At 51.4% G+C, this 22852-nt stretch carries 14 protein-coding genes and 1 rRNA gene; 2 read left to right on the top strand and 13 right to left on the bottom strand.

All coding sequences use genetic code 11. From position 1 onward, the window contains the following. Window positions 1–13 precede the first annotated feature (13 nt). The 6 genes from CWC22_RS18330 to CWC22_RS18355 all read right to left on the bottom strand — a co-directional run bounded on the left by CWC22_RS18330 (window position 14) and on the right by CWC22_RS18355 (window position 14707). The gene (locus CWC22_RS18330) at window positions 14–475 is read right to left on the bottom strand and encodes a GNAT family N-acetyltransferase (RefSeq protein ID WP_138538871.1); all 462 of its coding nucleotides are present in this window, start codon (window positions 473–475) and stop codon (window positions 14–16) included. A gap of 300 nt (window positions 476–775) precedes the next feature. Beyond that, entirely contained in the window at window positions 776–2149 is a 1374-nt protein-coding gene (locus CWC22_RS18335) for a hypothetical protein (RefSeq protein ID WP_138538870.1), read from the bottom strand. Between the two features lie 164 nt (window positions 2150–2313). Next, window positions 2314–6708, bottom strand: a complete 4395-nt coding sequence (locus tag CWC22_RS18340; protein ID WP_138538869.1) for a type I polyketide synthase — start codon at window positions 6706–6708, stop codon at window positions 2314–2316. 2 nt (window positions 6709–6710) lie between these two features. Further along, window positions 6711–11945: a non-ribosomal peptide synthetase gene (locus CWC22_RS18345; protein ID WP_138538868.1), complete on the bottom strand. Its 5235-nt coding sequence runs from the start codon at window positions 11943–11945 to the stop codon at window positions 6711–6713. A gap of 106 nt (window positions 11946–12051) precedes the next feature. Then, window positions 12052–12255, bottom strand: a complete 204-nt coding sequence (locus CWC22_RS18350; protein ID WP_125558671.1) for an MbtH family protein — start codon at window positions 12253–12255, stop codon at window positions 12052–12054. Window positions 12256–12310: 55 nt separating this feature from the next. Continuing rightward, window positions 12311–14707 (bottom strand): penicillin acylase family protein, encoded by a 2397-nt coding sequence (locus tag CWC22_RS18355; RefSeq protein WP_138538867.1) that lies wholly within the window; start codon window positions 14705–14707, stop codon window positions 12311–12313. A 309-nt stretch (window positions 14708–15016) separates the two neighbouring features. On the opposite strand from CWC22_RS18355, the gene CWC22_RS18360 reads away from it, so the two are divergent. Further along, window positions 15017–15541: an RNA polymerase sigma factor gene (locus CWC22_RS18360; RefSeq protein ID WP_010383862.1), complete on the top strand. Its 525-nt coding sequence runs from the start codon at window positions 15017–15019 to the stop codon at window positions 15539–15541. Here the strand turns inward: CWC22_RS18360 and CWC22_RS18365 are convergent. Then, complete coding sequence (locus CWC22_RS18365) at window positions 15538–16002, bottom strand: TerB family tellurite resistance protein (protein ID WP_326838524.1); 465 nt, start codon at window positions 16000–16002, stop codon at window positions 15538–15540. The genes CWC22_RS18360 and CWC22_RS18365 overlap by 4 nt on opposite strands. 52 nt (window positions 16003–16054) lie before the next feature. Here CWC22_RS18365 and CWC22_RS18370 point away from each other — a divergent pair, with 52 nt between their 5' ends. Then, window positions 16055–16453 carry a hypothetical protein gene (locus tag CWC22_RS18370; RefSeq protein WP_138538865.1) on the top strand — a complete coding sequence of 133 codons (399 nt, stop codon included), beginning with the start codon at window positions 16055–16057 and terminating at the stop codon, window positions 16451–16453. A gap of 39 nt (window positions 16454–16492) precedes the next feature. Here CWC22_RS18370 and CWC22_RS18375 read toward each other — a convergent pair whose 3' ends face one another. The 6 genes from CWC22_RS18375 to rrf all read right to left on the bottom strand — a co-directional run bounded on the left by CWC22_RS18375 (window position 16493) and on the right by rrf (window position 22785). Then, window positions 16493–17080, bottom strand: coding sequence for a hypothetical protein (locus CWC22_RS18375; protein ID WP_010383865.1), 588 nt, complete (start codon window positions 17078–17080; stop codon window positions 16493–16495). An 80-nt stretch (window positions 17081–17160) separates the two neighbouring features. Beyond that, window positions 17161–17760 carry a 3-isopropylmalate dehydratase small subunit gene (gene leuD, locus CWC22_RS18380; protein WP_125558662.1) on the bottom strand — a complete coding sequence of 200 codons (600 nt, stop codon included), beginning with the start codon at window positions 17758–17760 and terminating at the stop codon, window positions 17161–17163. Beyond that, complete coding sequence (leuC, locus tag CWC22_RS18385) at window positions 17757–19160, bottom strand: 3-isopropylmalate dehydratase large subunit (RefSeq protein ID WP_138538864.1); 1404 nt, start codon at window positions 19158–19160, stop codon at window positions 17757–17759. Before leuC ends, leuD begins: the two co-directional genes overlap by 4 nt. A 32-nt stretch (window positions 19161–19192) precedes the next feature. Next, window positions 19193–20269, bottom strand: a complete 1077-nt coding sequence (gene leuB, locus CWC22_RS18390; protein WP_125558658.1) for a 3-isopropylmalate dehydrogenase — start codon at window positions 20267–20269, stop codon at window positions 19193–19195. Beyond that, a complete protein-coding gene (gene leuA / locus CWC22_RS18395) occupies window positions 20266–21813 on the bottom strand; it encodes a 2-isopropylmalate synthase (protein WP_138538863.1) in 1548 nt (515 codons plus the stop codon). Before leuA ends, leuB begins: the two co-directional genes overlap by 4 nt. An 857-nt stretch (window positions 21814–22670) precedes the next feature. Beyond that, a 5S ribosomal RNA gene (gene rrf / locus CWC22_RS18400) occupies window positions 22671–22785 on the bottom strand. Between the last annotated feature and the right edge of the window lie 67 nt (window positions 22786–22852).

The following is a 22852-nucleotide window of genomic DNA, read 5'->3' on the forward strand; positions in this document are numbered from 1 at the left end:
GAAATAACTTTCCCTATCCCTCGCTCAGGTGCACTTTCATCTCCAGCAAGCAAGGCCTGAACCCCGCTTTTTCATAGGCCCGTATCGCGCCCTGATTATCACTGTAAACATCCAGATAAAAGTCGCGGATCTCCTGCTGCTTACTCCAGTTCATCAGATGTGTCATGATCGCCTGGTTAAGCCCCTGACCGCGATAATCGGGATCGACATACATAAAGCCCAGATAACCATGGCGCTCATGCGCCAGCTGAGCTTTCGACTGTCGGTGTTGCACATACCCTGTGGCCACAATCTTACTATCTTGCTCACCGACAACCAGCAAACTGTCAGGACAGGCAAGTAGCGCTGGCAAGTCATAATAATAGGCGCCCTTTGCTTTAATGGCTTTATTAAAAGGTCGCTCGGCGGCAATCACGGCTTGCTCTAATTGGCTTAAAGTTGGCAGGTCTTCTGGGGTTGCGGTGCGGATCTGCATGATATGTCCTGTTTACTATTCGTATAGAGCAGGCAGCGTCTCACAAATCGGTCCCAGTGCCAATCTACGGGCAAGAAAAAAGCCACCTGGTTTGACCCGAGATGGCTTACTAACACTACAAAAAAGGTTATGGCAAAATATACCAATTTCACTTAATACCTGTTCAATTTGAAGGAGCAAATATGACGCTAACGGTGTTAAAAATTTCTAATTTAGAACAACTAAATAGCAAAATTTTTGCCTTGTTATCGACGATATTTCCTCGCCTCAAAATGGAACACGTAATTAAGCAAATTGGTATTAGTGTTCATGCTCGTCGTGCGCCGCTTCACTTTTGGCGACCCCCAGCCACACTAGCCTGCTTGGAACAATATCCAGCTCAAAGGTCTGTGACCATTCACCGGCTTCCAAATCGAATTTCTTAATCAGTTTATTCGCCGAATCGCTGACAAATACCGCCTCTTCAGCCTGAGAAAATGCCAATGAGAAGCTTTGTCCGGTGGCCAATGCGCTCTCACTAACCATCACTTCATGCTCGGCTTCCCAGTGATGTTCACCATCATGTTCGTGCGCTGCAAAGACATTCAGCTTACCTGCGCTATCCATCACAATAATGTGCTCACCACTGGCACTGAACCCATAATCGCTGATGCTATGGTCATTGGTTACTTGCCACTCCAGCGCTTCTAACTCAGCGTCATGCGTGTCCAGCATAAACAACTGGTCAGCCACTTTCGCAATATACTGGTCACTGTGATGATGACCTTTCAAAGCGCCAACACGCTGGCCTTCAACAAAACTCTCGGGGTTTGCGATTTTGGTTGCACCGAAGGCCTGGCCTCCTTGGGTGATCAGGACCACACCATCAGTACAACCAAAGACGATTGTTTCTTCATTTTGTGCACTGCCGTGCAATCCGGGACAGCTTACATCAAAAACTTTTTCACTATCAAAATGGTCGCCATGCGCATGGAACAAGCCTATTTGCGAAGGCAGTGTTGACTCACTGCTGCTGTCGCGCAATGTGCTGATCAGGTGCTCACCGCGTGCCTGGGCTGCGCCATGCATATGAGTACTGTACTCCAGCACCGCAACTTCTGTGTTCTGTCCGCTGATGTGCGACTCATTAAAGACCGCCACGGAAGCGCTTTGCTGACTTGCCTCATCGCCATCAGAGAAGACCGCGATACCGCCTTCATTGACCGTGACATGAGTCGGTTTCACCGACTCCAGATGGAAGGATACCGCTGCCGGCGCGTCCTGATGGGCATGGAAATGATCGTCATGCGCTTCCTGGTATAAACCACCATCTAAGAACTCCACTATGCCATCCGTACGTTGTACAGAAATCGCATACCGATGATTCTCCGAACCATATAAGTAATCAGGTATATGCGTCAGGCCAATTGATTCAATCAAGGCCTGATCTGCGATTGAGTAAACATGCAGTACATTACTGTCAGCAGTGCTAACCACCAGACGACCAGCAACATCGGTCACGCCCTCATCGTGGTCATGCTCGTCATGATCAGCTTCTTTTTCAGACTCAGTCGCCTTTGCTTCCTCAGCGACGGCTGGCTGTGCTGTGCGTGTTACATTGTGCTCTGTACCACCACATGCGGACAACAACACGGCTGATACTGCCGCTGCCAGGACCTTTGCTCTGAAAATCATGAATACTACCTTACATCTCAACGTTATATTATAACAATACGGAAATGTTATAATATCACAAAACAGATCGCAAGCCTTGCGACCAAGTAATTCATTAATAAATGCAAAGAGAACAGATCAGCCTGGATAAGAGTGCGGCCTCAAGGTGAGGCCGCAGGGGGAAGTTAGTGTGTTTGCAACTGAGCAACCAGCTGCTCTTCAATCATAAAGGCCAGATTGTCTATGGTCGGATCTTCAAAGAAAGCGGCCGGCTCCAGCTCAACCGAAAACATTTGCTTGGCCTTGGCCAGCATCTGGATCGCCACCAGCGAATCGCCGCCCAGCTCCAGCATGCTGTCGAAAATACCGATCTGTTCAAAGCCCAGATATTCGGCCCACAAGGCCACCAGTTTGTGTTCCAGCTCACTTTCTGGTGCTTCGTATTCCACCGCCAGCTCAGGACGAGCATGACCTTTGGGTTTGTTCAGTCGTGCCAGCAGCGCCTGCTCCGTCGCCCGAGTAGCTGCACACAATTGCGACCATTCGGTACTGGTACAGTAAACCTGAGCCAGATCCAAGCTTAGTGCGGCATCAAACAACTGACATGCCTCACTGTGGCTTAGTCCCAGTCCATCAGCCAAACTAATATTGGCCGTCATCCCCGTGTTCAGCCAGGCATCCCAGTTGAGTACCTGCACGGTAAATGGGTGGTCTTGTTGTGCGACTGCATCCAGATAACTATTAGCGCCACAGTAATCACTTTGCGCAAATGCACCCACGATTGAGGCCAGACAGGAGCACAGCACCATGCGCGTCAACGGCGTATCGGCAAACAGCTGCAATAGCGTTTGTGTGCCCTGCACTTTGGCCGCGGCACTTTGCTGTGCCTGCTCTGCGGAGATCTCCTTGAGCAAGCCACCACCGGGCAGACCCGCAGCATGGATCACCTGAGTGACGGTGCCCACTTCAGCCTGCGCTTGAGTAAGCGCCGCTTGCATCTGCACCATATCCGTTACGTCGGCGCTGATCACGGTAAGCCTGGCACCACTTTGCTGCAACGCATGCAGTTGCTGATAACGCTCACGCAGTTTCTGTGGCTGCTGCTCATCTTCGCTCAACTGTGCCCACTGTGCAGGCTCAGCCATTTGCTGACGCGTTTGCAGCACCAAGGTATGGCCCTGTCCGGCCAGGTGCTTCGCCAGCGCCAGACCGATGCCACCCAAACCACCTGTGATTAAGGTTACCCCAGGTACAGATCCAGCCACGCTTTGCGCGCTCACCTCAATTTGCGTCAAAGCAAAACGATGTGTGCCCCGATAAGCGATTTCCTCGTCACCATGGACCAGATCGGCCACCAGACGGCCAGTTAATTTATTGCTCGGGTTGTTTGCCATCTCCTGTGTCAGTGCCAGTACCTGACAGGTTTGTGAGGCTAGCTCCAAAGGTGCAACCCGCGTGAGCCCTAACATTGAGGCCTTTTCTGCACTGACCGTGTCATCACCCAACACATTAAATAGCTCAGTCGCGACGATACTCAGCGGACGTCCGCCAAGCGACATCAACCACTGCACCACAGGCAACAACGTGTTGTAAGCCAAAGTACCGGACGACTGAGGTAACATAAAGCGGGTGTCTACCACCTGATCAAAGTCACCCACGGCCTGGCTCAGTTCACTCAATTGCGCGCCATCTTGCAAGTTCAGGCGATAAGTCTTCTCTTCTATGACTGAAAAGGTGTCTCCCTGCCAGACCTGTGTCAACTCAGCACCTGCCTGCGTCAATGCCGCACTCAGCTGTGATACCAAAGGGATATCCGCTGCCAGCAACAGCACCCGCTTGCCGGTCAATGACGCTACGGCTTGAAGCGCAACACATTGCTGCCATTGTGGGGCATACAACTGCGCACCTTGCTGACCTGCGCTAGTGCTCGCAACTGGGACCGCCGAGGCGGTTACACCGGGTTCAACCCAATACTCTGTGTCGGCAAACACATATTCCGGCAACAGATTTAACTGGCCATGTGGACGTACTGTTAACTGAGCAAAATCAACCGCACAGCCCAACTGCCATAGCTTAGCCAAAGTTTTGCCAAATGGTGGCAACGGGGCCTTGAGGTCGCGTGCGTGAGACACGGAGTGCAATACAACCTTCTCTTCACTCACTGATTGCTTGGCCAGTTTTTGTAAAGTGTCGCCCGGTCCGGCTTCAATCAAGACATCCGCGTTTTCTGCAAGCACCTTTACGCCAGCCACAAAGTTCACCGGCTGACGAATATGGTCGAGCCAGTATTGAGCAGAGCAGGCCTGCTCTGCTGTGATCCAGGTGCCACTGACGTTAGACACAAACGGGACATTTGGCGCCTGAAGCGGCGATGCACTCAGTACTTGTTCCAGCGTACTGGCAAAGTCAGGCAAGACTGATTCGGTCAGATGACTGTGGAAAGCATGTGACACATGCAGACGCGTCGCGGCAATATCGGCGGCTTTTAACTCACCCTGTAAAGCCTTAATCGCTTCTCGCGTACCAGCAATCACAGTATTAGTCGGGCTGTTCAGTGCCGCAATGTCCAACGCATCATTGAGGTAAGGAGCAATGGCATCGCCATTGGCCATCACCGAAAGCATGGTGCCCGGCGCCATGTTTTGCAATACTTCGCCACGAGCTGCCACCAGTTTGGTTGCAACCTCCAGCGTCATTACTCCAGCCAGACAGGCTGCCGCATATTCGCCAATGCTATGACCCAGCATGGCACTGATCACCACACCATGGGCCTCATAGCATTTCGCCATAGCATAAGCCACTACAAATAAAGCAGGTTGAGTAATACGAGTCTGATTCAGTAACTGGTTAGCCGTCAGGATCTCGCTGTCTGCGGGTGAAAAGACACTGTGTAGCTCTTGCTGCAACGTGTCAGGGAAATAGCCCATCACCTCATCAAAAGCGGCTTTAAACACCGGCACTTCGCGCAGTAACGGCTGTGCCATAGTCACATACTGAGATCCCTGCCCCGAAAACATCAGTGCCACCCGAGGCGCTACCGCTTTATCGCCCTGTGGCTCACGCAGTAACTGTGCGATGGCCTGCTCGGCATTTTCTGCCACACAGGCATAACGCACCGCCAGCGCACTGCGTTTATGCTGTAACTGTGCGGCCAACTGTGCAAACTGCTCTGGTGAGCGTTGCAATGTATCGGCCAGCGCCTGAGTCTGACGAACCAAAGCACTTTGACTGCTGGCACTGATAGGCAGGACTTGCCATGCCGAGTCCGCGCTGTGCTCGGTATCTGGCTGATTGTATTCTTCCAGGATCACATGGGCGTTGGTGCCCCCCATGCCTAGGGAGCTTACTGCCGCACGACGAACGCCTTCACTGTGCCAGGGTTTTAGCTCGGTATTGACGTAGAAGGGACTATTGGCAAAATCAATTTTGCTGTTCAAAGGCTGACTGTGCAGACTGGGCGGCAATTCCTGGTGACGTAGCGCCTGAACTGCCTTAATAAGACCCGTTACCCCAGCCGCGGCATCCAAGTGGCCAAGATTGGTTTTAGCAGAACCAATTGCACAATATTGCTTTACATCACCGGCATAAGCCTGACTCAGCGCAGCAATTTCGATTGGGTCGCCCAGTTCAGTACCGGTGCCATGGGCTTCAATATACCCCACACTTTGCGGGTCAATGTCTGCAAACTCCAGTGCAGCCATAATGGCGTTGGCCTGACCATTCACGCTCGGTGCCGTATAACCGACCTTATCTCGGCCATCATTGTTGATGGCTGAGCCTTTGATCACTGCCAGAATGTGGTCGCCGTCTTCCTGCGCTTCTGCCAGGCGCTTTAATACCACCGCGGCACTACCACTGCCGATCAGAATACCATCTGCCTGCTCACCAAAAGCACTCAACTGACCAGATGGCGACAAGCTACCACCAGCCGGGGCATGATACCCCTGATCCTGAGTCAGATTGAGCCACACGCCGCCTGCCAGGGCTGAGTCGCACTCAAAGTTTTGTAACGCACGACACGCCATATGCACCGCAACCAGTGAGGTTGAGCAAGCGGTCTGAACGGTGACAGCCGGACCTTTGAGATCTAGCTCGTAGCTCACCCGCGTAGCCAGTGAATCTTTGTCGTTACCATTGGTGAGCGCCAGCAGGCTGGTGATATCACGTGACTGTCCTTGCAGCAGATTTTGCATCAAGTAGGCAGGGACACCACATCCGGCATAGACGCCGGTCAGCTCACCCTGTGCCAGTCCGGCATGCGCCATGGCATGCCAGCAAGTTTGCAAAAAGTGACGCTGCTGTGGGTCCAGCTGTTCGGCTTCTTTTGGCGTGTAGCCAAAAAACTCGGCATCAAACTGTGCCAGCCCGTCAAACGGAATGCCGCGTTTCACATAATCCGGGTCGCTCAGGTCAGACTCACTCACGCCGGCACGACGCAGCGCCTCGTCGTCGTAACTTTGGACTGCGCAACGGCCGGCGCGAATATTTTGCCACAAGGCATCGACGTTATCCGCATCAGGGAAACGCCCGGCCATCCCGACGATGGCAATATCCAGTTCACTATAATGCTGTTCTGACATGATTATGATTCTCTTACTTTACGTTTGCGGGCAGCGACGGCGCCCATGCCGCGACGCTGCCGGGCGCCACTCGGGGCGCTGTTTGTTTGTGACTGTGTTGTTTGTGACTGGTCCAGATATGCTGCCAGGCTCGCAATGCTGGGATAGGCAAATAAGTCGGTCAGTTGTAACTGAGCAAACTGTGGCTTCAAATCGTCGAAGACCGCCATCAGCAGTAACGAATGCCCTCCTAAATCGAAGAAGTTCGCATTGCGATCAACCTGACTCATCGCCAGATGCTTCGCCCAGACCGCTTCCAGTGCCTGCTCGGTCTGATTGGCAGCCGTGCTGACTGACGGGGCCTGCGCGGATGTTACTTTTGGTAGTTGCTGACGCTCCAGCTTGCCGCTGGCATTGATGGGCAACTGTGCCAGTGCCACAATCTGCGCCGGGACCATGTAATCAGGTAGCTGCTCAGCCAGCGCTCGCTTGAGCCTGACTACATAGTCTGGATCATCATGACGGTCGCTTTGTACATAGGCTATCAGGCTTAAAGCTTGCGCCTGCTGCTCGGTGATCACCACTGCCATATCCACATCTGGCAGCTGTGTCAGACGGGTCTCAATCTCACCCAGTTCAACCCGGAAGCCGCGAATTTTAACCTGGTGGTCGCTGCGACCATGATAATGCAGCGCACCATTTTGCCAGCTAACCAGATCACCACTGGCGTACATGCGAGCACCAGTATCCGCAAACGGATCGGCGATAAAGCTGGTTGCCGTCTGTGCCGGACGTTGCCAGTACCCGCGCGCCAGGATATCTCCGCCGATATACAGCTCGCCCACCTGACCTTCGGCCACAGGCTGAAGGTTGTGATCCAGTACGTAAAGACGGCGTCCATTCAGGGCATGGCCCAGCGGCACAACCTCGCCCGCATTCAGCGTGCGGCAATCATGAATGGCCGCCTCAACCACAATCTCTGTCGGTCCATAGGTATTCAGCAGGCGAACCTCACCCAGACCTGCTGCGCGCCAGTCCGAAATGCCCTGCTCTGACATCGCCTCACCGCCTGAGTGTACCTGACGCAAATTAGGCAGTGACAATGGCGTGGTGGTCGCCATTCGCGCCCAACTGGCGGCAATGCTGCGCCAATAAGCGGCACTGAGATCCATCACGGTAATACCGTGGCGCTGCGCCTGTTGATAAAGGGTCTCAGCGTCCCACAGCGTATCACCACGCAAAACCACAGCAGCACCCACTGCCCAGCTGGGGAACACTTGCTCCACAAAGGCATCAAAATTAATGGTGGCAAATTGCAGTACAACGTCTTGATGACTCAATGCAATAAAGACTTTTGCCGACTCTATGTAGCTGGCCAGCGCCTGATGCTCAATCGCCACGCCTTTCGCCAGACCCGTCGAGCCAGAGGTGTAGTTTAAATAGGCCAGAGACCGGGCATGATGGACCACAACCGGTACAGTGCTGTGTTCGTGATATTCACTGAGTAACGCCAGTGGAGAAATACAAGACACAGGCAAGGTGATGTCAGTCTGTTCACCCAAGATAGCGGCACAACCACTGTCATTGACCATGTGTGCCAGCTTCGTTTGCGGGAAGTTAGGGTCCAATGGCAAGTAGGCAGCACTGGCCTTTAAACAGGCCAGCACCGAGGCCAGCATCAGGGGTTTTCGTGCCTGCATAATCCCGACCACCTGACCACCCAGACCTTGGCCAATCAGACCATGGGCAAGCCGGTTGGCCGTTTGCTCCAGCCACTCATAGCTATAATGTTGATCGTCAAAGATCACCGCGGTTGCATCCGGGTTACTAGCAGCATACTCGCTGACCGATGTCAGCCACTGAGCAGCCGGCGCCGAAGCTGCAGTCCCCGTTGCTGCCTCAGGTAATTGTGCCTGCTCAGCGCCTAAAGACAGATTACCAATTGCCAACTGTGCTTGTTGTGGCAGCTGATTAAGCAGTTGCTGATACGCCTCGGACAAGCGTGCAATGGTACTCTGTTGATAGAGCGCCTGATTGTACTGTAGTTCAATGCTCAGCTGACCCTGCTCATCCAGCCGTGAGTCGATACTGAGGTCAAACTGCGCCTGCTGTTGCAACGATTGCGCATCGACTGTGGTACAGTCGGCCAGCGTCAGTGTCTTAGCCACATCCTGCTCAAGATGGTTAAACATCACCTGAAACAGCGGCGTCTGTCCCAATGCACGCTGTGGATTCAGCACTTCCACCAGCTTTTCAAACGGATAGTCCTGATAACGCTGTGCGTCCAGTGCCGTTTGTTTGCAAGCTTCCAGCAACTGAGTAAAACTTTGCTCCGGTGATACCGAGCCACGGATCACCTGAGTATTGATGAAAAAGCCAACCAGATTGTGTAACTGCGCAAGGTTACGGTTGGCAACCGCCACGCCAATCTGCGGCTGACGTTTGCCACTGAGGCGATAAAACAACACCTGCAAACTACTCAATAACAGCATGAACAGACTGGCACTTTGACTATGTGCAAGCTGTTGCAGCTTATCGGTGTGTTTGTGATCCAAGGTAAAACGCATCACGCCCATTGGCGCTGCCAAATCACTGCGTCTCGCCTGCTCGGGTGCCAGTAACTCCTCATCCCCTTGGCCATCCAGCCGTTCCTGCCAGTAGTTCAGCTGCGTCGCGGCAGCTTCAGAGGTCAGCCACTCCTGCTGCCATAGTGCAAAGTCCCCATACTGGATGTCATTATATTCAAGCACACCGCCATCCTCGGCGTTGTTACACAACGCGTTATAGTGACGCGAGATCGCCCCCAACAACAAATCGAAGCTCCAGGCATCACTGGCAATATGGTGCATGACCAGCACCAGGCGATGTGTCTGGTCAGACTCACTGATCAATGCAGCACGGAAATTCTCTCCGTCGCCCAGCGCAAACGGCGTTTCATAGCAAGTGCGCTGTAATGCGTCAGCCTGAGTGCTCGCATCTGCGGCATTGCATAGATCATGAAATTGCCACTGTAAGGGCTGTGCAGCAGTGCGCTGACGCCACTGGCCATCCGTCGTTTTAAAATAGGCTTGTTGCAACGCGGGTTGTTGGGCCAGCACCTGAGCACAGGCCTGCTCAAGTCGTTGCGGATCCACTTTACCGGCTAACTGCATGGTCGCACCAATGTGATAAGCGCTGCTATTGGGCTCCAGTTGCCATAAGAATAATTGTCTTTGCTGCTGTGCGCTGAGCGGGTAATCGCTCAACTGTTGAGGGGTGATCTGCACGCTGGGTGCATCTTTTACGTCTCTTACACGCTGACAGAAATCACCAAAGCGATGCGCTGCAAATAAACTGCTAGGGTCGAGCTGACAATCCAGCTCATTCTGGACTCGCGCCAGTAATTGCGCCGCTTTGATTGAGCTGCCTCCCAGCGCAAAGAAATCCGCATCATCATGATTGACCGGATAACGCAGCACACTTTGCCAGCATTGTGCCAGCTGCTGGGTCAGCTCATCCCAGTGTGCGTTGCCTGGCAATGAGCCTTGCGCCGTGAGCTGTTGCAGCTGAGTCAGGTCAAAATCACCATAACTGGCCAGTTCATTGGCGTTACGTAACTTCAAACAGGCACTGCGCTGAAGCTTACCACTAGAGGTTTTTGGCAAGCCCCCCTGATCTAACAGCAATACCAGCTCCGGACAGGCAGCAAAATGCTCAGTAATAAAGTCACGTACAATTAACGCTGTTTGCTGTGCGGGAACCTCATTGCGATAGCTGTTGCTGGTTTCGATTGCAAGGCCAATGCCTTCGCCACTGTCTTCACTGGGCACCGGAAACGCCGACACCCGACCTTTGCGCACAAAGCTCAGTTCAGCCTCAATAGCCCGCTCAATATCCTGCGGATAGACATTGTGGCCATTCATAATGATCAAGTCTTTTTGTCGACCTGAGATGTAAAGTTGACCGTCGAATACGTAACCAACATCACCAGTTCTCAGCCAGCGATGTCCATCGAGCTCAACAAACGTATCCTGGGTGGCTTGCTCATTCTGCCAGTAGCCCAGTGCAATACTGGGTCCGGCAGACCAGATCTCACCAATTTCACCATCAGCCAGTGCGCGATGCGATTGCGGACACGTGATCCTGAGCAGGTGGTTGCTGGCAACCTGGCCACAGCCAACCTGATGGCAGTATGCGTCACTGTCCCGGAGATCACGGGCATCGACTACTTCTGCCCGGCCCGATGCTAGTCCCTGATTGTCAAAGGCACGGATCACGGCACCACCACCGGCCTCTGTGCCAGTCACCATCAAAGTACCCTCAGCCAGACCATAGCATGGGTAAATGGCCGACGCTTGCATGCCCTGCGGTGCAAAACGCTCCGCGAAATCCAACAGGGTATCGTGGCGGATTGGTTCTGCACCCGAGAACGCAACGCGCCAAGTGCTCAGATCCAAATCTGCCAGCTGCTTGTCACGGATCCGCTCCAGACACAGGCGGAAAGAAAAGTCGGGGCCGCCAGAGACAGTGCCGCCATATTCACCGATCAGTTGTAGCCAGCGAGCCGGACGTTCCATAAAGAAACGCGGTGAACACAATACCAACGGATAACCGACGTAGATAGGCTGCAACAGTCCACCTATCAGTCCCATATCATGAAACAGCGGCAACCAACTGACCATCACATCGGATTGAGTTGTTTGCATTCGTTCGGTGATCACCGCTTCATTGGCCAGCAAATTACCATGACTGACCATCACGCCTTTTGGTTTGGCGGTTGAGCCCGAGGTGTACTGTAAGAAGGCAATCTCGTCACTGTGCGCTGAGTGGCGCGGTGCTTCAGGCGCAGGCGTGTTTAATTCGTCTACCACCTGCATAACAATCCCATCCAGTGCCTCGCACATACCCGCGACTGTTTCTGTGAATCGCGAAGTTGTCAGCACCAGGCGAGCACTGGCATCTTCGGCAATCCCCACGGTACGAGCAATATGTTGCGCTTTCGTCGACTCGGGTGGAAAACTAGGTATGGCAGTCACGCCCAAATGCTGACAAGCAAGAAAGCTGGTCACATATTCAATGCCGGTATCCATCAGGATCAAGGCACGATCACCCGCACTGACGTGGTGCTGCAGATGCCCTGCCAGCTGTAAACTCTGTTCATACAACGCCTGAAAACTCCAGCGTGTGTGTGCTTTTTTATCTACGCAGATCAGCGCGGTTTGTTGTGGCTGTTGTGCTGCATGGTGGGCAAGGCGATCCATTATCGTCGTGGCGGTCATGGGGTACTCCGTGAATAAACTGGCAGTGTGGCAAGGCAGTGCGATGGATATTAGCCGCGCACTGGCGCTGTTCAGCATCTAAACTGTTCAGGCGGCGCCGGGAAACTTACTGATCCATCGCCTGGCGAAGGCTTAATGGACGCATATCAGTCCAGTGCGCATTGATGTAGGCCAGGCAAGTCTCTTTATCGCCTTCAACACCCACATCTTGCCAGCCACCGGGCACGCTTTTATAACTGGGCCAAAGTGAATATTGTTCTTCCTGGTTAATCAGGACCTTGAAGGTGCCATTTTCGTTATCAAAGCTCATCGTTTTCTCCAAAAATCAGACTGTCGGCATAGTGACGCGCGACAGTCCGGGTTTTTTAGTCTTTTTTCACGATCAGTTTGGTCGTACTGAGCTTATTGATTGACACCTGCCAGGGATAAAATGGCAATTCGACCAACCCCTGTTGCGCACTATAATGGCGGCTACTGTCACTAAAATGCTCTGAGTCACGATTGGCACTTTGCGAATAACTCAGCAAACCGCGGGCAACCGGACCATTGTCATCAAAGCCCACCACCATCATCCAGCTAGAACCAAAGTTCACACCATAGCCTGCCTCACGTAGTCCAGACCATAATGGTCGCCCATCAACCACACTGGTAAGTGGCGCCGATGGCTGCGCGGCAAAACTGGTCAGATCCATCGTATTGTGGGTTGCAAACACATTGAACCCGCCACTTTGATGTTCAGGCCCAGCCCACGACAAACGCTCCGTGCCCTTTTGCATATACTGGATCTCAGCAAATGGCGCATCCAGTGCAAAACCATAGTGCTGCAGATCAGCCGCAGCACGGAGCAATTTTTTCAGGATCTCAGGGTCAGATTTAATCGTGTGCGGTGTGGTAGTTGGAAACCTGGGATTAAACGGCACCACAAAATCCTGACGCCTGTCGAGCACACGGAAAAATTCGCGCGCCAGATGTGCCGCTTTCGATGTCAGGTCAAAGCGTCCATCCCATTGTGCGAACGCCGCACAGACGGGATCTACATCAACTTCAAGCTGTTCGTTCAAAGCCCAACGTTGGCCCGCATATTGCTGGCATAAGCCGGCGATAACACCGCGCTCACTGGCAAAATAACTGCCGTTACCGAGCATGATATGCTCCAGTTCGTCCAGGTTGAAACGACCATCTCGTCCTGACCCTGAGCGCAATAACGCATAAGCATACCGACTACGCTCCGTTTGTTGTACATCCACCGGACCATACAAAGGAGAGACATTGCGCAGTGGTTGTGAGGCATTGCTCAGCCAGAAAGAATCATTGGAGTTTTGCACATAATCACGACGGCTAAGTGACGGTGCCTCGGCCAGCTCAACGGCACCATCAAACATCATCTCTTCACGATCGCCAGGCAACACCACCTGACCTGTGGCGGCAAAAATAGCAGCAGATTTTGGGTCAGTCTGTAACCAGTGTAGAGCAGCCGCTGACAGGTTAGGGACATTGGAGTCGTCGGTATAGAAGGCGTTACCATATTTATCCGCTGCCAGCGTATTATTAAAAGACAAGCCATTAAACCGCCTTGATGCTTCGCGCAATTGCGCTACTGATGCGGCCCGGTTGTATGACAACCAATGGTCTATTGCTGAGAAGTTATCCAGATTTACATCACTGACGGCATAGGCAACCCCACCCTGCCAGGGGAAGCGCTCAGGATCTTCAAGCATTAAACCAAACTGTGTGGCATACGCAGTATGGGTGTGCGTTTGCATCCCGGTAGCCGTTTTAACCGGAACCTGGATGTGACGTTCGCGCATCGTATGCCACTGACCTTTATAACGATATCGGCGTGGGTTGTCCGGGTCCAGCGTCAGTTCATAAAACACATGATGTAGTGCCGTTGAATAGGTGTGGGTCCAGGCCAGGTTGCGGTTAAAGCCGATATTGACCACACCAGGCATCCCGAGAACGGACGCCCCCATCACATCCAGCTCACCGGGTACAGTGGCGTGATGTGTCCAGAAGCGAAAATTACCATTGAACGGAAAATGAGGGTTGGCGAGCACCATACCTCGTCCATTGTGGCTCAGGGCTTTACCAATCGCCCAACCATTTGACCCCTGTGTGAGCTGCTCAGCGGGTGTCAGTGTCATCGAGTAACTCTGTTGTGCTGGGGTTGTCTCACTATCTGGCCCTGCCTGCACTAGCTGTGGTAGTAGCCTACCCACACTACCCTGCACACCCATAAGCAATACGTTAGCAATCACATCCTGTGCCGTTATCGGCTTAACCCAGGGAGCATCGCGACAAATCTCGTCCAGTTGCGCGTTACCCGCGGCTACTTCCTCAAGATACTGATTGTATCCCGCAGCAAAGCCTTCCGCCAATGCACGCGTACTCGCCGATAAACTCGAATATTGCTGTGTGGCTCGACCGGGCAGGTCCAGAATACGATAGCCAATATCCGACATCAGGAAGTAATTATCTCCCTCATTACGATGTGCACCAAGATATTGCGCCCGCTCTCCGCGCAGTCGCAAGTAACCGTCAGCCAGCAGACAACTATGATCTTGCGCCTGGGCATAAGCATTACCATAGCCCAGCCCATACAAACTGTGTGCTTTGACATGGGCGATACCGAATTGGGTGCGGGTGACGCTTACAGCTTCGTTGCTATGCGGGTTTGTCAGGGCTGGGGGGAAAAGTGGGGCAGCCTGTGTGCTGCCCATCAAAATAGCGAGCCCTGCAAAGCCCAGTGTAAATGATTTCATATTAATCCTTTTGTTTAAAAATACGCAAAAGCCCCAGAAAAGAGAATGAGGGGCTTCCCCTGCTAGACGCGAGATAAAAACAAAAAACCACCCCAATGCGTTCAATCCACAACACCGCGTTATCTCAGGTCTGCAGGTAAACCAGCACAGGCATGATTCGCAAGGTGTGCGCTATCAAGAACCCACTAAAGGGCCAAACGGGAGTAGAAAACTACTTGACGACAAAAGACAAAAGGAAATAACATAATAGTGATAACTATTATCATTCGCCATAACGGATCTAAATCAAATACACCAGGAGAACTTACCGTGCCGCAGTCGTGTGAAAAGTGGTCAAATGTCATTGCAGAAAACGAAGCCAAGCTACTTGCTTATTTAAACAACATTCTGCGTTGCCCCTATCTCGCTGAGGATGCGTTACAAGATACCTTTATTCGCTTGTCTGGTATGTCAGCCTGTCAGAACTGCCAGGTTAAAAATTCGAAGAGTTTTTGCTATCAGGTTGCCCGCAATATTGCCATTGACATGTTGCGCAAACAAAGTCGAGAAAGTCTGGTTGATATGGAATCTGTGCATGGTGAGCACTTTGATGATGAAGAGTCTAATATTGAAACCCGCTTCATTGATGCACAGCTCTCAGAAAAAGTGAATCACACCATTGCGAAGCTGTCTAAGCGCCATCAGAACGTGGTGAGCTTTTATCGTGACGGACGGTTAAAGCAAAAAGAAATTGCTCAGATGTACAGTATTTCACCTACACTGGTGAATTTCCTGATCAAAGAAGCCATTCAGTCCTGCAAAACCGAGTTAGGTACCGCGCAGCTCACTCACTAATCAGTGAGCCCGAGCTGTTGACGGGCAGTGAGTTTGGCTGAGATAAAGTCAGCATGTGCCACGTACAGCAGGCCTGCGATTTTTCGGACCATATGTTCTTCGTGGGGATCTAAACGACCGTCGGCATAGGCCACTAACCAAAGTAATTCAATCACTTCGATACGCTCAAGTTCCCCGGTATGTGCGTTCACAACACGCACAAATCGATGCAAATCAATCGCTTCATCTACCATAGAGATGGCCTGATCGCGAATGAGCCCGCTGGCCTGTGTTGAAATGCCACTATGCTGGGTCAGCAGCCGAGCAATCATATGGCATTCATCCGCGTGGGTTTCACCATCGGCGCGCATAATCTCCACCATCAATGCAGCCAATGCTGTCGTAAAGTCAGGTGCCTGTTGAGACTCTGGCTGTTGAGCCAGGTTATTTATGAACTTTCTCAGTTGTGCAAACAAGCGCACCTCCCAAATATGTTACACTTCATCAAGACGAAGATGGATTATCAGGTTTTATATGGCACAGCTCGGCTTTATGACAACACAGGTGATTAAACAAGTACGATGCACGCTACCAGTAGTTGCACTCACTTTACTTGCCAGTGCCTGCAGCAGCTACACGCCGCCACCTAATGGCGTCGTCGAAAAGTTGTATGACTTTGATCACAAAGTGCACTATGACCAAATTAAGTATAATGACGATCACTACTATTTACAGATAAAATCGGATAGTTATCAACACTTTTTGCAACAAAGTGTGTTTTTACTCAGGCATAGTCAACGGTTGTGCCAGGGTCGTTTGCCACAGCTGGTACTACTCGCAGGCGTGCAGAGTTTTGACCGTTTACCGACTTACCCGAGAGCGTACGAGCCCGACCTGCAAGTAGAAGTACGTTGCGTGAAAAACCCGAAATAATCACACAGCTCAGTATTCACACTGAGCTGTGTAACCCAATTAGTCCTGATAACCCCAGGGTGCTTTAGGTGCCTGAACCGGCTTGGTCAGGTCAAAGTCGACTCTGAACTCACGCCCTTCTCTGACCAGGCGATAGGTGAAACGCTCATCGTAAATATACATCTGCCAGGTGTTGCCCACTGATTGCGGAATACCGCGCTTCACAAATAACTCTTTAGAGTACTGATCAGCAGGAAAAGATTGCACGTTGTCGTAGCCCGCATCGACAGTATGGCCACCATACATAGTCGATTCATCATCACTGCCATCTTTATGACGGTGGTCGTGCTTCAGGCTCAGACCGCTACCAGTCTTGGTAATGATCCAGGTGCGCGAGGCATTTTTTCCAACATGAAACGGAATTTGCAGCTCCTGATCGTTACAACGACGCACATGCATGATCAGGCGCGCATCGCTGAACGCACTGGGTCCCTGATTATCGACCGTCACTTTACCCTCATATGCTTTACCACAATGTTGCTTGAGTTGATCAAAAAACGCATCATGCGTGGGAATAGACACTAAAGGAGCCGGACGCGCCATTACAGTGCCACTGACAAGTAAAGCGGCTGCATAAACGAGTTTCATATCAATGTTCCTAAAAATAATAAAGGCCGCAGCGTAATCCACTTCGCGGCCTTTGCCAATTAAATGCGGCGATCGAACAGCTACTGCCAGGGACGCGCTGCCTGAAGTTGCTGTTCAAACTTGTCTATCTGGGTATTTAGCTGCTCAGTTTCGCCGATAAAGTCCAATCCACTGAGCAAACGAGCTTTGATATCCGGACGGACATCAAACGCGATCGGCGCAAAATGCTCACTGCGTAACTGCTGAGCTGCCAGATCAACTTCAATCTGAATATCGGCCTGACGTTCACACAAGCCAAACAGGCTATCCAGGGTGCTTGCAGGCAGGCTAATGCACAGCATCTGATTATTGCCGCAATTGTTGAAAAAGATATCAGCAAAACTCTGTGCCAGGATCACCGTAAAACCGTATTGTTTTAATGCCCAGGGTGCGTGTTCACGCGATGATCCGCAGCCAAAGTTATCCCGTGTCAGCAGTACACTGGCCCCCTGATATTGAGGCGCGTTAAGGATAAACTCCGGATCCGGCTCTCCCAGATCTGTGTAGCGCCAATCGTAAAAAAGCGCCTTGTCAAAACCGTCCCGGCTGGTGGATGTTAAAAATTGCTTTGGAATGATTTGATCAGTATCGACATTATTTTTATCCAGCGGTGCTAACAAACCGCAGTGAAAGACGCTCATGCCTGCTCTCCTTGAATATCAGTAAAGTGACCCGCAATCGCAGCAGCCGCGGCCATTGCAGGGCTCACTAAATGGGTTCTGCCACCGCGACCCTGACGCCCTTCGAAATTGCGATTGGAGGTTGACGCACAGCGTTTACCCATCCCAAGTCGATCGTCATTCATTGCCAGGCACATAGAGCAACCCGGTTCACGCCATTCAAAGCCGGCTGCCGTAAAAATGTCCGCCAGCCCTTCGCGTTCAGCCTGTTGCTTGACCAAACCTGACCCCGGCACAATGAGCGCTTCAACGCCACTGGCAACCTGTTTGCCTGCTACAACCTGAGCCGCGGCACGCAAATCTTCAATGCGGCTGTTAGTACAAGAGCCAATAAACACCGTATCCACTTTCGCATCGGTCAGCTTCTGGCCTGCCCGAAGTCCCATGTAACGCAATGCACTGCGCATGGCCTCAGCTTTGATCAGATCCGGTTCAATTTCCGGATCCGGAATGGCCTCATCAATCCCGATCACTTGCTCAGGGCTGGTGCCCCAGGTGACCTGAGGTTGGATCTCATCAGCACTGATGATCACTTCGCTATCAAAGACTGCGTCGGGATCGGTGTGCAGAGTTTGCCAGTAGGTGACGGCCTGATCAAACTCTTCGCCCTGCGGTGCGAACGGGCGACCTTTAAGATAATCATACGTCGTCTGATCCGGCGCGATCAATCCAGCCTTAGCGCCCATTTCAATACTCATATTGCACAGTGTCATCCGCGCTTCCATTGACAAGGCCTCAATAGCCGTACCGCAAAACTCCGCGACGAAGCCCGTGCCCCCGGCAGTCCCCAGTTTACCGATCACAGCCATGATCAGATCCTTGGCTGTGACAGTGGGCCGCAATGTGCCTATGATCTCAATTTTCAATGATTTTGCTTTCTTCTGCTGAAGAGTCTGAGTTGCCAACACATGCTCTACCTCAGAGGTACCGATCCCATGGGCCAATGCACCAAATGCACCATGCGTTGAGGTATGACTGTCACCGCAAACGATCGTTGTGCCAGGCAAGGTGATCCCCTGCTCAGGACCCATCACATGCACAATGCCTTGATTCACTGAGCTCAGATCATAAAGCTCAATGCCGAACTCCTGACAGTTCTGTGCCAGAGCCTGAAGCTGGTTTTTACTGACTTCACTTGCCGCATCAATAGAGCGAGTTTTGGTCGACACATTGTGATCCATGGTCGCAAAGGTTTTATGCGGGCAACGTACCGCGCGATTTTTTTCACGTAAGCCAGCAAATGCCTGCGGCGAGGTCACTTCATGTACCAGATGCCTGTCGATATAGAGTAAATCGGTTTGTTCGTTAATACTGGCGACCACATGGGCCTGCCAGATTTTGTCGTATAATGTATGTGCCACTTGCTACATCCTGTTGTTAATCTGAAATCCGCTTAGATCCGCTCGACAATTGCATGAGCCACATCCAACGTAGTGTAGCCCCCTTGTGGATAGATATCCGGAGTCCCCACACCAGCTGCGACGGCTTCTGCGACGGCCTTTTCTATACGTCTTGCCGCTTCATCCTGTGCCAACGAGTAACGCAACATCAGGGCTGCGCTGAGGATTTGCGCAATTGGGTTAGCAATACCTTTTCCGGCAATATCTGGCGCCGATCCGCCCGCTGGTTCATACAAGCCAAACCCAGACTGATTCAGACTAGCTGACGGTAGCAAGCCCATGGAGCCGGTGATCATGGCACATTCATCTGACAGAATGTCGCCAAACAAGTTGTCACACAAAAGTACGTCGAACTGCCCAGGTTGCTTCACCAGTTGCATTGCCGCGTTATCAATATAAATATGTTCCAGTTCAACATCCGGATAATCTTTGCTGATGTCACACACCACTTCACGCCATAAAACACTCGATGCCAGTACGTTGGCTTTATCAACCGATGTGACCCGGTTGCTTCTTAGTCGGGCTGCTTCGAATGCAAAACGAGCAATACGTTCTATTTCCTTACGGCTGTAACGTTGAGTATCAAATGCGGCTTCTTCTGCACCACTGCCTTCACGACCTTTATCGCCAAAATAAATGCCACCGGTTAACTCACGCACGCACAAAATATCAAAGCCCTGCTGGCTAATATCAGCCCTTAATGGAGAGGCGGCGCTCAGCGCTGGCAATAATTGCGCCGGACGCAGATTACAAAACAGCCCGAAATGCTTTCGCAGCGGCAACAAAGAAGCGCGTTCAGGCTGCTCCTGAGGAGGCAAATGTTCCCACTTAGGTCCGCCAACAGAACCAAACAGAATCGCATCTGATGCTTCGCAGGCTGCCAAAGTTGTATCGGGCAACGCAACACCATACGCATCAATGGCCGCGCCGCCTATGGCATGATGTTGGCGCTCTAAGCCAATACCAAATACCTCACTGACTTTATCTAGCACCAGCTCAGCGGCAGCCATCACCTCAGGTCCAATGCCATCGCCGGCTAATACTGCTATCTGATAATTTGATTGACTCATCCTGCTTTCCTTTGTTGTTTCAAACTCGAGACCTTGGCGGCTCGGTGAATTAAGTTATAAACGTGGATCATGGCGTGCACAGACGCTTCCACCACATCGGCTGCCAGCCCAGTACCGTGGTACTGGCGACCATCGTATTTGGCTATCATATCGACCTGCCCCAGTGAGCTGGCCCCCTGCCCGGTTGCATCCAGGTTGTACTCGACAATATCAACTGTCTTCCCAGTAATACGCTCAAGTGCCAGAAATGCGGCTTCCACCGGGCCATTACCCGTAGCAGCTTCCTGTTTTAATTGCTCACCCATAGCAATCCCAACAGTTGCGCTGGCGATCGACTGAGAATTCGATGACGCATTCACAAATTGCAACTGGTAAAAATCATCTTTATCGGTGATCTGATTGAAGTGGATCATCGCTTCCAAGTCATAGTCATATACAGTGCCCTTTTGATCGGCCAAGGCCAGGAAGCTGTCATAGAGAGAGTCCATATCGTAGTCAGATTGCTGATAACCCAATTCGCTCAGTCGATGTTCAATCACATGGCGACCAGAACGCGACGTCATATTTAGCTGATTATTGGGAACACCGACGGTTTCGGGTGACATAATCTCATAGGTATTTTGTGCTTTTAGCACCCCATCCTGATGGATCCCTGAGCTGTGCGCAAAGGCGTTTTCGCCAACAATCGCTTTGTTCGGTTGTACTGGCATATTGCAAATCTTGGCAACCTGACGTGATGCGCGGTAAATCTCTTCACTGCGAATATCACAGCTCACCTGCAAGTGGTCTTCGCGCATTTTTAAGATCATCGCCGCTTCTTCTAATGAGCAATTACCCGCACGCTCACCAATACCATTAATGGTACATTCGATTTGTCTCGCACCAGCCTGCACCGCAGCGATAGAGTTTGCGACAGCCAGGCCAAGATCGTTATGGCAATGGACGCTCAGGCGCGCCTTGTCGATATTTGGGACATTGTGACGAATATGATGGATCATTGCTGCATACTCATCTGGCGTGACATAACCCACCGTATCAGGCAAGTTAATGGTGCTGGCGCCGGCATCGATTGCCCGCTCAACAATGCGGCATAAATCGCCATAAGGGGTGCGACCAGCATCTTCACACGAAAACTCGACATCATCGGTATAGTTGCGTGCCAGCTTGATCGATTTCACCGCCATCTCGGTCGCATCATCCAGCGACATTCTGAGTTTATGTTCCAGGTGCAGGGGGCTGGTCGCAATAAATGTATGAATACGGCGCTTCTCTGCTGGCCTTAGTGCTTCTCCACAAGCCTCAATGTCCTTGCTGACAGCGCGTGCCAAGCCACAGATGCTTGGTCCGGTAATCTCTCTTGCGATACGCTGTACGGCTCGAAAGTCAGCCGGGCTTGAGACCGGAAAACCAACTTCCATCACATCCACATTTAAACGACTAATGGTATGCGCGAGCAGAATTTTATCTTCTTCCGTCAGACTGGCTTTAAGCGCCTGCTCTCCATCTCTTAATGTCGTGTCGAATATCCAAACCTTATCTTGCATACCTGATGTCCTCGTTTAAGCATAAAAAAACCCCGCACAGTGTGCGGGGTTTATCGTGTTGCTGCCCTTACGCGCAACTACGCCCCGCTCTTACAGCTAAGCAGTAAGAGGTTAAGCGATAGTGACAACGTAATAATTTGCATGTGGGCATTGGTCCTGTTGATGAATTGCCTATGTTTTAACATGGTCGAAAAGAACAGATCAAGCATATTTATTCCCACAAACCCAGCAAAGCAAGATCCCACTTGAACTTTTAATTCACATATATAGTAAAATGAAGCATTTTAATACCTTCATTCTTTAGGCATTAGAAGGTGAAGGCCTGAGAAATTAAAACTGAGGAGATTTAAATTTATTTAAAATAGGGGCAATTATTTTTGATCAATCACATAAGTAAGAGAGGTATTCACATACCGACTTATGAGAATGACCACCGGGTCGGTATGTCATTCATATACTCTCCGTGTAGCCTGTGAGTAGTTCCCGCATCAAGTGCGGGATAACGGTGGTGTGGGCTTTGTGAGCGGGCAGTTATACAACTTTTTTAAATCGCACAAAGCAAAAAACCCGCTGCATTGCTGCAACGGGTTTCTTTTATTAGGCCCTGGCGATGTCCTACTTTCACATGGGTGAATTGTGACCGAAGCACCGCTTCGCAGCGCAATGAACGCGAGGCATGGACGCCGAGCAGGGAGCCCTCCACCAGGAAGTGTCCCCAAAGGTTGTTCAGTACAAGTTTTACGATCCAACCCAGCTTCATGGATGAATAGGCGATACTATTCTATCTACAGCTTTTTTAAACTACCCAAAACGCAAAAAAGCCCGACTCTTTCGAATCGGGCTTTCTTTTATTTGGAGCTTGGCAATGTCCTACTTTCACATGGGAAACCCCACACTATCATCGGCGCTATTTCGTTTCACTACTGAGTTCGGCATGGAGTCAGGTGGTTCCAAAATGCTATGGTTACCAAGCATAAACTGTTGCGCAAGATGTTTATCAACATCTCACTAAAATCTGGAAAAGCGTATTAAATTCTTA

The sequence above is a fragment of the Pseudoalteromonas rubra genome (genome assembly GCF_005886805.2).
GTDB classification, from domain to species: domain Bacteria; phylum Pseudomonadota; class Gammaproteobacteria; order Enterobacterales; family Alteromonadaceae; genus Pseudoalteromonas; species Pseudoalteromonas rubra_D.

Excerpts from the sequence above, each read along its gene's own strand:
- CWC22_RS18330 (WP_138538871.1), bottom strand. The coding sequence starts at position 475 with ATGCAGATCCGCACCGCAACCCCAGAAGACCTGCCAACTTTAAGCCAA.
- CWC22_RS18335 (WP_138538870.1), bottom strand. The coding sequence starts at position 2,149 with ATGATTTTCAGAGCAAAGGTCCTGGCAGCGGCAGTATCAGCCGTGTTG.
- CWC22_RS18340 (WP_138538869.1), bottom strand. The coding sequence starts at position 6,708 with ATGTCAGAACAGCATTATAGTGAACTGGATATTGCCATCGTCGGGATG.
- CWC22_RS18345 (WP_138538868.1), bottom strand. The coding sequence starts at position 11,945 with ATGACCGCCACGACGATAATGGATCGCCTTGCCCACCATGCAGCACAA.
- CWC22_RS18350 (WP_125558671.1), bottom strand. The coding sequence starts at position 12,255 with ATGAGCTTTGATAACGAAAATGGCACCTTCAAGGTCCTGATTAACCAG.
- CWC22_RS18355 (WP_138538867.1), bottom strand. The coding sequence starts at position 14,707 with ATGAAATCATTTACACTGGGCTTTGCAGGGCTCGCTATTTTGATGGGC.
- CWC22_RS18370 (WP_138538865.1), top strand. The coding sequence starts at position 16,055 with ATGGCACAGCTCGGCTTTATGACAACACAGGTGATTAAACAAGTACGA.
- CWC22_RS18375 (WP_010383865.1), bottom strand. The coding sequence starts at position 17,080 with ATGAAACTCGTTTATGCAGCCGCTTTACTTGTCAGTGGCACTGTAATG.
- leuD (WP_125558662.1), bottom strand. The coding sequence starts at position 17,760 with ATGAGCGTCTTTCACTGCGGTTTGTTAGCACCGCTGGATAAAAATAAT.
- leuB (WP_125558658.1), bottom strand. The coding sequence starts at position 20,269 with ATGAGTCAATCAAATTATCAGATAGCAGTATTAGCCGGCGATGGCATT.
- leuA (WP_138538863.1), bottom strand. The coding sequence starts at position 21,813 with ATGCAAGATAAGGTTTGGATATTCGACACGACATTAAGAGATGGAGAG.